The following is a 12910-nucleotide window of genomic DNA, read 5'->3' on the forward strand; positions in this document are numbered from 1 at the left end:
TTGATACACAACAGGGGAGCGCGACATTGAAACCGGTGAGAGTGGGAATCTGTGGTCTGGGTACCGTAGGCGGCGGCACATTCAACGTGTTGACGCGCAATGCCGACGAAATCGCGCGGCGTGCGGGCCGCCCGATCGTCATCGAACAGGTGGCGCATCGCAGCCTGAACCCGGAGTGTGACCTCACCGGTATCAAGACCACCACGGATGTCTTCGAGGTGGCCCGTAACCCCGACATCGATGTCGTGGTCGAATTGGTTGGAGGTTATGAGCTGGCCCGGGAGCTGGTGCTCGCCGCCATCGCCAACGGCAAGCATGTGGTCACCGCCAACAAGGCGTTGATCGCCGTGCATGGCAACGAGATCTTCCAGGCCGCCCACGAGCAAGGCGTCATCGTCGCCTTCGAGGGCGCCGTGGCGGGTGGCGTTCCGGTGATCAAGTCCCTGCGCGAGGGCCTGGGTGCCAACCGTATCGAATGGGTGGCCGGCATCATCAACGGCACCGGCAACTACATCCTGACGCACATGCGCAGCGAAGGGCGCGCCTTCGAGGACGTACTGGCCGAGGCCCAGGCGCTGGGCTATGCCGAGGCGGACCCGACCTTCGATGTGGAGGGTATCGACGCCGCCCACAAGCTGACCATCCTCGCCTCCATCGCCTACGGGGTGCCGCTGCAGTTCGAGAAGGCCTACACCGAAGGCATCTCCCGGGTCACCTTCGACGACGTGGAGCAGGCCGACAATCTTGGCTACACCATCAAGCACCTGGGTATCTGCAAGCGGACCGATGCCGGCCTCGAGTTACGCGTGCATCCGACGCTGATCCCCAAGGAGCGGCTGCTGGCCAACGTGCATGGGGTCAAGAACGCCATCGCCATCATGGGCGATGCCGTGGGACCGACTCTCTACTATGGTGCCGGCGCCGGGGCCGAGCCCACCGCATCAGCGGTGGTTGCCGATCTGCTCGACGTGGCTCGCGACATCGCCACCGACCACCACTATCGGGTGCCCTACCTGGCCTTCATCGGCATCGGAGACGACGACGGCAGCATGCCGATCCTGCCCATGGAGGATATCGTCACCGCCTATTACCTGCGCCTGCTGGCGGTCGACCGCCCCGGCGTGCTGGCACGGGTGGCGACCATCCTTGCCGAGCAGGGCATCTCCATCGAGGCCCTGGTACAGAAGGAAGCCACCGAAGGGGAGCTGGTACCGATCATTTTGCTGACCCATCGCACCCGCGAGAAGAACATGAACGAGGCGATCCGTCATATCGAATCCATGGCCGACATCGCCGGGCCGGTGACGCGGATCCGTGTGGAATCGCTGGACGAGCAGGAATAACCGCCATGCGCTACATCAGTACTCGCGGGCAGGCGCCCGCGCTCTCCTTCGAAGAGGTCGTGCTCACCGGCATGGCCGGTGACGGTGGCCTCTACGTACCGGAAACCGTGCCACAGCTCTCTCCCGAAGCGCTCGAGGCGATGGCCGGGCTCTCCTACGCCGAGATCGCCTTTCGCGTCATGAAGCCGTTCGTCAACGGCGAGATCGACGATGAAACGTTCCGTGGCATCGTGCGCGATGCCTACGCCACCTTCAGTCATGATGCCGTGGTGCCGCTCAACCAGCTCGATGCCAACCATTTCCTGCTCGAGCTGTTCCATGGGCCCACCCTGGCCTTCAAGGATGTCGCCCTGCAGCTGCTCGGCCGGCTGCTCGACCATTTCCTGGCCAAGCGCGGCGAGCGTGCGGTGATAATGGGCGCTACCTCCGGTGACACCGGTTCGGCGGCGATCGAGGGCTGTCGTCACTGCGACAACCTCGACATCTTCATCCTGCATCCGCACAACCGGGTCTCGGAGGTGCAGCGTCGCCAGATGACCTCGGTGCTGGCCGACAACGTCTTCAACATCGCCATCGAGGGCAACTTCGACGATGCCCAGGCCATGGTGAAGGCGAGCTTCGCCGACCAAGGCTTCCTCAACGGCACCCGCCTGGTGGCGGTGAATTCGATCAACTGGGCGCGCATCATGGCCCAGATCGTCTACTACGTGGCCGCCGGCGTGGCACTGGGCGCGCCGCATCGCCAGGTGAGCTTCTGCGTGCCGTCGGCCAACTTCGGTAATGTCTTTGCCGGTTACATGGCCTATCGCATGGGCCTGCCGGTCAAGCAGTTCATCATAGCCACCAACGCCAACGACATCCTGCATCGCACGCTGGCCGCCAACGACTTCTCCAAGCAGGAGCTCAAGGCGACCCTGGCGCCATCGATGGATATCGTGGTGTCGTCCAACTTCGAGCGGCTGCTGTTCGAGGCCTACGAGCGTGACGGCGATGCGGTGCGCGGCCTGCTCGAGCGCTTCCAGTCCGAGCCCACGGCGTTGGCCGAGGCGCCGCTGGCCAGGCTGCGCAAGCTCTTTGCCAGCCACAGCGTCGATGACACCACCATCCTCGAGGTGATCCGCGAGGCGCATCACCGTACCAAGGAGATTCTCGATCCGCATACGGCGACCGGCTACCGCGCCGCCGAGCGGGCACGGGCCGATGCCCAGACGCCGATGATCACCCTGGCCACGGCCCATCCGGCCAAGTTCGCCGAGGCGGTGGTCAAGGCCGGCTTCCCCGGGGTGCCGCTGCCGCCGCATATGGACGACCTGCTGGAGCGGGAGGAGCGCTACACGGTGCTGCCGGCGGAGCTGGCAGAGGTGCAGAAGTTCGTGGTGGAAAACCGCCGCTAGTTAAGAGCGTGGCAGTAATGCCATCAAGCTAGCGAGGGGCGAAGGGGACAGGTCGAAGAGGAGGTCATTTGTCAGGGATGACAAATGTAGCGCCCAGGGATGGGTTTACAGCGCCTCCTCGGAGACCTGTCGCCGGCAGGCCCCGAGCGGTACTGCAGCGCCTCTTCGGTGGTACGGCACTCCGGGACCTGTCCCCGGCGTCCCTCGCCATGGATGCCAGCCCTGAGCCATGCCGCGATTCGGTCTGATGCGGTATGCGCTCGAAGTCCCCTTGCTGCGATATACAGGAGCCACGCTTGGACGTGACTGCGCCCCCCGACCTGCATGCCCGACTCAGGCCACGGCTGCTGCCGCGGCCGCGCAACCAGGCGCTGTATGCCCGCGCCCAGGCCGAAGGCCTGACCGAGCTGCAGGCCCGCGTGCTGGCCGGTCGCCTGGCCGGTTACGACGGAGAACTGGCGCCCCTGACCCAGCCCAGCCTGCGCTATCTCGAGCACCCGGAGCGCCTCGCCGACGGTCGCCGTGCCGCCGAACGTATCGCCCAGGCCGTGGTAGACGGTGAACATATCGGTATCCTCACCGACTACGACGTCGACGGCATCACCTCCCACGTGGTGATCCGGCGCACCCTGGTCGAGCTGTTCGGCGTGCCCGAGGCGCGTCTGCACAGCCTGATAGGTCACCGCATCTTTGATGGCTACGGCATCAGCCTGCCGCTGGTGGAGCGTACGCTGTCGCTGAAACCGCGGCCAAGGCTGGTGATCACCGCCGACTGTGGCAGCTCCGACGAGCCGCGCATCGCCCGGCTCAAGGCGGCCGGCATCGACGTGGTGGTCAGCGACCATCACGCCCTGCCGGTGGAGGGGCCGCCGGCGTCGGCCCATGCCGTCGTGAATCCGACGCGGGACGACTGCGACTATCCCGATGCCACCATCGCCGGCTGCATGGTGGCCTGGCTGGTCATGTCCCTGGCGCGGCAGGTGCTGATCGAGTGGGGTGCGATACCCAAGGCCACGCCCAAGCTCTCCGCCTGGCTCTCCTACGTGGCGCTGGGCACCGTGGCGGATTGCGTCTCCCTGGGGGCGAGCCCGGCCAATCGCGCGGTGGTCAGCCATGGGCTGACGCTGATCAATCGCATGGAGGCGGCCTGCTGGCGCGCCATGGCGGCCCGGCTGGGGGCAGATAGCATGCCCTTCACCGCCGAGACCCTGGCCTTCCAGATGGGGCCACGAATCAACGCCCGCTCGCGCCTCGATGATCCCTATGCGGCCCTGCACTATATGCTCGCGGTGGATGATGGGGTGGCTCATCGTCACCTCGAGGTGCTGGATCAAGACAATCAGTCCCGCAAGGCCATCGAGGCCGACATGACCGAACAGGCGCGTCTGCTGGCGGCACCCCAGCTTGACGCGAATCAGCCGGCCATCGTGGTGTTTCTCGAGGACGGCCATGCCGGGGTGCAGGGCATCGTCGCCTCGCGGCTGGTTCAGGCCTATGGCCGGCCCGCCCTGGTGATGACTCCGGCGGCGTCGCCCGGCATGCTCACCGGCTCGGGACGCTCCATCGAAGCGTTGCATCTTCGTGACGCCCTGCAGCGGACCTTCGAGCTGGCCCCCGAGGCGCTCCCTCGTTTCGGCGGGCATCGTGGCGCAGCAGGGGTCGGCGTGCCGGTCGGTCAGTTCGATGCTTTCTGCACGGCTTTCCTGAAGGCGGTAGCTGAACAGCTGGGCGGGATTGAGCTCTTTCCACAGGTGCTCACCGACGGCGAGCTGCTACCGGCCCAGTTCGGCCTGTCGACGCTGGACGAGCTGGAGAAGCTGGGACCCTACGGACGAGAATTCGACGCCCCCCTGTTCGAAGGCGATTTCCTGGTGGAGGCGCTCAGGCCAGTGGGAGCCGACGGCAGCCACCTGATGATGACGCTCTCGGCGGGAGCCGTGAGCCTGCGGGCGATCTGGTTTCGCGCCCTGACCCCCGGCGAGCTGCCGGCCTTCGGCCTGGGAGATCGACTGCGCTGCGCCTATCGGCTCAGCCGCAACCGCTGGAAGGGGCGGGAGTCGCTGCAGCTGATGGTCGAACATGCCGAGACGTTCGACAGCGCCTGAAGACGAGCTGGATCAACTGGCTTGCCCGATCCATCCGGTAAACTCCTTTTCCCATCGCTGGCCACCGCGCGGGCTTGCGGAGCTCGACGTCACACAAGGAATGCTGCATGGATCCACAAGATCTATCGACCGACCCACATCGTCCCTACGAGGATGTCATGGCGATGCTGGTGGGCACGCTGTTCGTGGCGCTGGGAGTGGCCTTCTATACCCAGGCGCTGTTGCTCACCGGCAGCACCGCCGGAATGGCTTTTCTGCTGCAGTACGCGACGGGCTGGCGCTTCGGCGTGTGGTTCTTCCTGATCAACCTGCCGTTCTACTACCTGGCCGTGAAGCGCATGGGCTGGTCGTTCACCCTGCGTACCTTCGTCGCCATCGGCCTGGTGTCGCTGTTCTCCGAGCTGACTGGAAAATGGATCACCATCGAGAGCCTCAACCCGCTCTATGCCACCCTGATGGGGGGAAGCCTGATCGGCATTGGCATGCTGGTGCTCTTTCGACACCGCACCAGCCTGGGGGGCATCAATATCCTGGCGCTCTATCTGCAGGCCCGCTACGGCCTGCGCGCCGGCTATGTGCAGCTCGGCATCGACGGGGTGATCATGCTGGGCGCGCTGCTGGTACTGCCGGCCGACAGGGTCGGGCTCTCGGTGCTTGGGGCCGTGGCGCTCAACCTGATTATTGCCTTGAACCATAAGCCAGGACGCTATATGGGCGTTTCCTAATAATTAGGCCAGACGCCTGGCGTCGCCAACTCGATCAGATGCCCGTCGGGGTCGCGAAAGTAAATGCTTTCGCCGCCGCGGGGCCAGTGGGTGCGGCCCTCGATGATCACGCCATGGTCCTCGAGCTGGGCCTCCCACATGGGCAGCGCCTCTGCTGAGATGGCGAAGGCCAGATGGAGCCGGCCCTTGCCATCATGGGGCGGTATGGTGCCCATGTTCTTCGGTAGCACCACCGTCTCCAGGGTTTCGCCCTGGCCGAACAGCAGCAGTACCGAGCCTGCGCCGGCATCGTAGGCGGTGAAGCGATGGTCGGCGTTGAACGGTTCGAGCCCCATCACGCCTTCGAAGAAGGCGCGTGCCCTGTCCATGTTCTCCACGTAGAGCGCGGTTTCCAGGACGCCGTCGAGTCGGGGCATGCTCCTCTTCCTCTCTTGCCGTGTTCCTTTCAGCCTAGCACCCGGCTGCTTGGGATTCACCGTGGCGAGCCAGAGAGGATCCTTAGCCTTGGAGCTGGCAGGGAAGGGCATCTGGAGTATCAGCCAGCACTTCCTGGAAGGGTTGCCTGTATTGGGTAGAGCCATGAAAGTTCAGGCATTAGACAATCCATTAGTCTAAAGTATGAGCTAAATTGGTATTAAAACGAACGTTTGGCCTTGATCCGAACGAATGTTTGGCGAAAACTGGTTGGGCAAGGCACCGCTCCGGTGAGGGCGGAACAAATAACCAGCTCCAGCTCGCATCTGGAAGAGGACATCGAGACATGCAGAACAAGTTCAACAAGCTTACCTGGGCCGTGGCGGTTGCCGCCGCTGCTTTCGCCAGCCACGCTAGCGCCGGTGGCTACCAGATCAACGAGCAGAGCGTCAGCGGCCAGGGCTATGGCCACGCCGGTCGAAGTTCCAACGTCAACGATGCCACCATCGTCTTCGGCAACCCGGCGGGCATGTCCTTCCTCGACCGGGCGCAACTGACCGCGGGCGGGACCTACCTGAACGTCAATAGTCGGGTTCGGAATGCTGAGGCGACCCGCTCCAACCTGCTTACAGGCGGGCTTGAGCAGCAGACGACTGGGTCGTCGGATGGCGACATGGTCCCTGGCACGCTGATCCCCTTTGCTTTCTATGCCCATCCGGTCAACGAGCAACTTGCCTTTGGTTTCGGTGTTTACGCCCCGTTCGGTTCCAAGACGGACTACGAAGACGGCTTCGTTGGCCGCAACCTGGGTAACTATACCGAGCTGAAGGTGGTGAGCGCTCAGCCTACCGTTTCCTACCGTTTCAACGACCAGTGGTCGATTGGTGCTGGCATTACCTATAACCGTGTAGAGGGTGAGCTCCAACGCCAAGTGCCACAGCCTGGTATGGGTATGGCAGATCCTGACCAGGACCTGGACTCACGGGTGGAGGGGGACGACGATGCCTGGGGGTATAATCTGGGCGTCATCTTCCAGCCGGTTCCTGAAACCACGCTGGGCCTGACGTATCGCTCGAAAGTCGACTACACCCTTACAGGCAGCTACAGGGCAACCAATCCCGATGGATCTGTCGCTACCAATCCCCTGACAGGCGCGGCGTTGGAGGACAACGCACGCTTGAACCTGGTAACGCCAGAAACCGTCAACTTCTCCGTGACCCAGCATATGAGCGATCGCTTGAAGCTGATGGCGGGTGCCTCCTGGGTTCGCTGGAGCCGCTTCGATGAAATCCATGTAACGAATGATGCGGGTGACACGATCACTCGGGAAACTCAGAATTATTCGAATGCCTGGGCTTACGGTGTGGGCGGTGAATACCAGCTCAATCCGCAGCTGGCGCTGCGTGCCGGTGTCACCCTCGACTTCACGCCCACCACTGACGAGTTCCGCAGTGCGCGGATTCCCTCGGACGATCGCCGTATCTTTTCGATCGGTGCCGGCTGGACACCCATGGATAATCTGACGGTTGATCTGGCTTACTCTTATCTGACCGAGCGCAGTACGCAAGTTGATCAAACACGAACGGATCATGCTGGCACTATGGCAGAAACCGAGTTGGCTTACTCTGCCGACTACAAGAACGAAGCCCATGGCTTCGGCGCTCAGTTGACCTACCGCTTCTAAGCGGCAGCAGCGGCGCATGACTCGCGACCCGGCTCCGGCCGGGTCGCTTGCATTGTGGCCGTGCGATGGATGCGTGCCATTGGCGAATTCGCTACAATAGCTGCCTTTTCCGCGCCGCCGTGGTTCTGGTTCGATACCTGCGCCCCGGCGGCCGTTTTTCCCATGCGATTCAGGCGAGCGAGCCCATGCTGGAAACCAACCCGATTCACAACCTCATCAAGGACCTGTCCGAGCGGACAGACGTCCTGAGGGGGTATCTTTGACTATGCCGAACGCAAGGATCGGCTAGAGGAAGTCACCCGCGAGCTGGAAGACCCCGCTGTCTGGAACGACCCGGACTACGCCCAGAAGCTCGGCCGCGAGCGTGCCTCGCTGGAGCAGATCGTCCAGACCATCGACGAACTCGACCAGGGGCTGGCGGATAGCCGCGACCTGCTCGAACTGGCCGAGATGGAAGAGGACGAGGAGACCGTCGCCGAGGTTGAGAAGGAGCTGGATGGCCTCAACGCCAGCCTCGAAAAGCTCGAGTTCCGGCGCATGTTCTCCGGCGAGATGGACGCCAACAACGCCTACCTCGACATCCAGGCCGGCTCCGGCGGCACCGAGGCCCAGGATTGGGCCAACATGCTGCTGCGCATGTACCTGCGCTGGGCCGAGCATCATGGCTTCAAGGCCGAGATCACCGAAGTCTCCGCCGGCGAAGTGGCGGGCATCAAGTCGGCTACCGTGCATGTGCAGGGCGACTACGCTTTCGGCTGGCTGCGTACCGAGACCGGCGTGCACCGCCTGGTGCGCAAGAGCCCCTTCGACTCCGGCGGCCGTCGCCATACTTCCTTCGCTTCGGTGTTCCTGTCGCCGGAAGTGGACGACAGCTTCGAGGTCGAGATCAATCCAGCGGACCTGCGCACCGACACCTATCGCTCCAGTGGCGCGGGCGGCCAGCACGTCAACACCACCGACTCGGCCGTACGCATCACCCACGAGCCTACGGGCATCGTGGTGGCCTGCCAGAGCCAGCGCAGCCAGCACGCCAACCGCGATTTCGCCATGAAGCAGCTCAAGGCGAGGCTGTGGGAACACGAGATGCAGAAGCGCAACGCCGCGAAGCAGGAAGCCGAGGACTCCAAGGCCGATATCGGCTGGGGCAGCCAGATCCGCTCCTATGTCCTCGACGACCAGCGGATCAAGGATCTGCGCACCGGCGTGCAGACCAGTAACTGTGACAAGGTGCTGGATGGCGACCTGGACCAGTTCATCGTCGCCAGCCTGAAACAGGGCCTGTAGCCCGCTTCACTCGACGATACGACGTTGCCCCTCCGCTAGAGAGGCGCCTTGTCTCGGCTTCGCTCGCGCGGCGACAGGTGCGCCTTTGATACCGCACACGATATTGCCAACAGGTAGTGATATGGCCAACGAGAGCTCTTCACCGGATAGCCCGCAGCACGACGAGAACCGCCTGATCGCCGAGCGCCGCGCCAAGCTGGCCGATCGCCGCAAGCTGGCCGATGCCCGTGGCGAGAGTGCCTTTCCCAACGACTTTCGCCGTGACAGCCAGGCCGCCGAGCTGATCGCAGAGCTGGGCGACAAGGAGAAGGACGCACTGGAGACGCTGGGGCGCGAGGCCGCCGTGGCCGGGCGCATCATGCGCAAGCGGGGCCCCTTCCTGGTCATTCAGGACGCCACTGGGCAGATCCAGCTCTATGTCGACAAGAAGGGGCTGCCGGAAGAGACGCTGGAGGACATCAAGGGCTGGGACATCGGCGATATCGTGGCTGGCCGCGGTCCGGTGCACAAGTCCGGCAAGGGCGATCTCTACGTGATGATGGAAGAGGCCAGGCTGCTGACCAAGAGCCTGCGTCCGCTGCCCGACAAGTTCCACGGTCTGACCGACATGGAGGCGCGCTACCGGCAGCGCTACGTCGACCTGATCATGAACCCCGACTCGCGCAAGGTGTTCGAGACCCGGGCCGGGGTGATCAGCGCCATGCGCCGCTTCTTCGAGGAGCGCGGTTTCATGGAAGTGGAAACCCCCATGCTGCAGCCGATTCCCGGCGGCGCCACCGCACGCCCCTTCATTACCCACCACAATGCGCTGGACATTGACATGTACCTGCGCATCGCGCCGGAGCTCTACCTCAAGCGCCTGGTGGTGGGGGGCTTCGAACGGGTCTTCGAGATCAATCGCAACTTCCGTAACGAGGGGCTCTCCACGCGGCACAACCCCGAGTTCACCATGATCGAGTTCTATCAGGCCCATGCGAACCACAATGACCTGATGGACCTCACCGAGGAGATGCTGCGCAGCGTGGCCTGGCAGGTGCTGGGCACCACCACGGTGGCCAACACCGTACGCAACAGCGAGGGCGATGTGCTCGAGACCTTCGAGTACGATTTCGGCAGCCCGCTGAAGCGTATCACCGTGTTCGACGCCATCCTCGAATACAACCCGGACATCCACGCCGAGGCGCTGGCCGACGAGTCCGCCGCGCGCCAGATCGCCGAGCGGCTGGACATCGACGTCAAGGATGGCTGGGGGCTCGGCAAGATCCAGATCGAGATCTTCGAGAAGACCGTCGAGCACCGCCTGAAGCAGCCGACCTTCATTACCGAATACCCCACCGAGGTGAGCCCGCTGGCGCGGCGCAAGGACAGCAACCCCTTCGTCACCGAGCGCTTCGAGTTCTTCGTCGGCGGGCGCGAGATCGCCAACGGCTTCTCGGAGCTCAACGACGCCGAGGACCAGGCCGAGCGCTTCCGCGAGCAGGTGGCCGAGAAGGAGGCCGGCGACGTGGAGGCAATGTACTACGACGCCGACTACGTGCGTGCGCTGGAGTTCGGCATGCCGCCCACTGCCGGCGAGGGTATCGGCATCGACCGGCTCGTCATGCTGTTCACCGACAGCGCCTCGATCCGGGATGTGCTGCTGTTTCCGGCCATGCGCCCTGAAGTGGAGTGAAGGGGCTGCGCTTCGGCCGTCCCGATCGCTGAGGCGACGGGGGAATACCGGAGCGCCTAGCCTGGCCTTGGCTCGCCTCCTTCCGATACGCGGTGGCTGGACGAGGGGCGCCGGGGGGAGGCCGAAGAGGAGGTCATTCGTCATGGGTGAGGAGCATTGCTCCGAACGGGTTGGCCATGGATGGCCAACCCCGGCCCTGCAAGCGGAGCAGGAGGCGAGAACGCAGCAGGACGAATGTAGCGCCCAAGGATGGGTTCACAGCGCCTCCTCGAAGGCCTGCCCCCCGGAAAAGCCCTCGGCATTCTCTGTGTCGACCGGCGGAAGTATTGGTAAGCAGCGGCACTAGCACCCATAATGATCACCGTTTCGACGTCGAGGAGACCGTGATGAAACTGCTCAACCGCTCCGCCCTGAGCGTCAGGCCGACCCGGCATTTCGTGGAATGGATCAATGCGCTGGAACCCACGGTGGGGGACGACGACCTCACCCTGGCCGACGTCGAACGCGAAAGCACCGTCTACCTCATTCCCGAGATGGACACGCCGGAGGCGCTGGAAGGCTTCGTCCGCGAGCGCTACCTGGAGATCCTCGAGACCGAGCTGCGCGCCTGGGAAGAGGACGAGCGGCAGTGGCCCGAGGCCGTGGACTGGGCCCTGTTCCAGCGTTTTCTGCAGATCGAGCACAGCTACCTGGCCATCGACCTGGATAATGAAGCGGCGCTGGAAATCTCCGAGGTGGACGATTCGCTGCTGCTGGAAACAGACCAGGACTAGGGAAAGCGCTTACAGCAAGATAAGGAGAACCGGCTAAGGCCGGTTTTCTCGTTACGGACCCCGCTGTGATGGAAACAGGATGAGCCGACTCTTCGAGACCCGGCCTGGCGACGATGGGCTGCCGGGCCCCGAGCGGCGCCTGGCGGTACTGGCGCTGATTCTCGGCACGCTGATGGCCGTGGTGGACACCACCATGATCAACCTGGCGCTGCCTTCGATCGCCCGCGACCTGGAGGTGTCCGCCGCGCGTGCCGTCTGGGTCTCCAACCTCTACCAGATCGTCTGTGCCGCCTTCCTGCTGGTGTTCGCCTCCTTCAGCGAGATGATCAGCCGTCGCCGTCTCTATGTGGCGGGCCTGATACTCTTCGTGATTGCCTCGCTGGGTGCCGCCCTGTCGCGCAGCCTGGAGCTGCTGCTGGTGTTCCGTGCCCTGCAGGGGCTGGGAGCCGCCGCGACGCTCTCCATCGGCCCCTCGCTCTATCGCTCCATCTTTCCCACCCGGCTGCTGGGCTCCGCGCTCGGCTTGAGTGCGCTGATCGTGGCCGGTGGCTATGCCTCCGGCCCGGCCCTGGGCGGCCTGGTGCTGTCGGTGGCCAACTGGCCCTGGCTCTTTGCCCTGCACATTCCATTGGGCCTCTGTTCACTGTGGCTGGCGTGGCGGGCGCTGCCCCGGGAGCCGGGCCGCCGTGGTGGCTTCGATGGTCGGGGAGCACTGGGCTCCGTGATCATGCTGGGCAGTTTCTTCCTGGGCCTGGATGCCCTGGGACACAACGCACCGGTCTGGCAGTGGCTGGGCTGGCTGGCCTTGAGCTTGGCGACCGGGTATCTGTTCCTGCGTCGCCAGCGGCGCGCCAGCCATCCGCTCCTCCCCCCGAGGCTCTTTCAGGAGCCTCGCTTCAGCCTTGCGGTGTCGGCCTCGGGGCTCGCCTTTGTCGGTCAGGGGCTGGCCTTCGTGGCGCTGACGTTCCTCTATCAGCAGGAGATGGGCTTCACCCCGCTGGAGACCGCCTGGCTGTTTACGCCATGGCCGCTCGCCATCATGCTGGTGGGGCCCTTTGCCGGCCGGCTGGCGGACAAGGTCAACCCCAGCATCCTGGCCAGCGCGGGCCTGCTGCTGTTGTTGGCGGGGCTGGCTTCGCTGGCGCTGCTGAAGAGTGATGCCAGCGTGGTGGACAGTCTGTGGCGCACGGCGCTTTGCGGCATGGGCTTCGGGTTGTTCCAGCCGCCCAACAATCGCGAGATGATGACCAGTGCCCCCCGGGAGTTGAGTACCGCCGCCTCAGGGGTGCTCAGCACCACGCGGACCGTGGGGCAGTCGCTTGGTGTGGCGCTGGTAGGCGCCTTCCTGGCCGCGAATGCACCGGTGCAGGCCACGCTGTGGATCGGCTGTCTGGCCTGTATCCTGGCGTTGGCCGCCAGCCTTGCCAGGATGCAGCTGGCCGGCGCCGCTCAGGCGAGCTCACGGCAGACGTCATCACCACCTAGATAGTACAATGAGTGCTCACCCTTCTCCGTG

General features: G+C 64.2%; 10 protein-coding genes. 9 read left to right on the forward strand and 1 reads right to left on the reverse strand.

Annotated features, from left to right (window positions below; all coding sequences use genetic code 11):
* Window positions 1-26 precede the first annotated feature (26 nt).
* The 4 genes from DU505_RS11155 (at window position 27) to DU505_RS11170 (ending at window position 5567) form a co-directional block, all read left to right on the forward strand.
* Window positions 27-1343 (forward strand): homoserine dehydrogenase, encoded by a 1317-nt coding sequence (locus DU505_RS11155; protein WP_114479066.1) that lies wholly within the window; start codon window positions 27-29, stop codon window positions 1341-1343.
* 5 nt (window positions 1344-1348) lie between these two features.
* Window positions 1349-2737, forward strand: a complete 1389-nt coding sequence (gene thrC, locus DU505_RS11160; protein ID WP_114479067.1) for a threonine synthase — start codon at window positions 1349-1351, stop codon at window positions 2735-2737.
* A gap of 302 nt (window positions 2738-3039) precedes the next feature.
* Entirely contained in the window at window positions 3040-4842 is a 1803-nt protein-coding gene (locus tag DU505_RS11165) for a single-stranded-DNA-specific exonuclease RecJ (RefSeq protein ID WP_245947909.1), read from the forward strand.
* Between the two features lie 107 nt (window positions 4843-4949).
* On the forward strand, window positions 4950-5567 hold the full coding sequence (locus tag DU505_RS11170) for a YitT family protein (RefSeq protein WP_114479069.1): 618 nt from the start codon (window positions 4950-4952) through the stop codon (window positions 5565-5567).
* On the opposite strand, the gene DU505_RS11175 is transcribed toward DU505_RS11170, so the two are convergent.
* Complete coding sequence (locus DU505_RS11175) at window positions 5564-5983, reverse strand: VOC family protein (protein WP_114479070.1); 420 nt, start codon at window positions 5981-5983, stop codon at window positions 5564-5566. The two genes, DU505_RS11170 and DU505_RS11175, sit on opposite strands and share 4 nt — an antisense overlap.
* 344 nt (window positions 5984-6327) lie before the next feature.
* Here DU505_RS11175 and DU505_RS11185 point away from each other — a divergent pair, with 344 nt between their 5' ends.
* From DU505_RS11185 to DU505_RS11205, 5 genes are all read left to right on the forward strand, one after another.
* Window positions 6328-7665 (forward strand): OmpP1/FadL family transporter, encoded by a 1338-nt coding sequence (locus tag DU505_RS11185; RefSeq protein ID WP_114479072.1) that lies wholly within the window; start codon window positions 6328-6330, stop codon window positions 7663-7665.
* Window positions 7666-7850: 185 nt separating this feature from the next.
* Window positions 7851-8949, forward strand: a protein-coding gene (gene prfB / locus DU505_RS11190; protein WP_114479203.1) for a peptide chain release factor 2 whose coding sequence is annotated in 2 segments (ribosomal slippage) — window positions 7851-7925 and window positions 7927-8949 — 1098 coding nt in all. Because the reading frame shifts where the segments join, the coding sequence is not laid out codon by codon here.
* A gap of 121 nt (window positions 8950-9070) precedes the next feature.
* On the forward strand, window positions 9071-10621 hold the full coding sequence (gene lysS / locus DU505_RS11195; RefSeq protein WP_114479073.1) for a lysine--tRNA ligase: 1551 nt from the start codon (window positions 9071-9073) through the stop codon (window positions 10619-10621).
* Window positions 10622-11007: 386 nt separating this feature from the next.
* Window positions 11008-11394: a hypothetical protein gene (locus DU505_RS11200; protein WP_114479074.1), complete on the forward strand. Its 387-nt coding sequence runs from the start codon at window positions 11008-11010 to the stop codon at window positions 11392-11394.
* 79 nt (window positions 11395-11473) lie between these two features.
* Window positions 11474-12883 (forward strand): MFS transporter, encoded by a 1410-nt coding sequence (locus DU505_RS11205; protein WP_114479075.1) that lies wholly within the window; start codon window positions 11474-11476, stop codon window positions 12881-12883.
* Window positions 12884-12910 lie beyond the last annotated feature (27 nt).

Source organism: Billgrantia montanilacus, assembly GCF_003336675.1.
Classification (GTDB): domain Bacteria; phylum Pseudomonadota; class Gammaproteobacteria; order Pseudomonadales; family Halomonadaceae; genus Halomonas; species Halomonas montanilacus.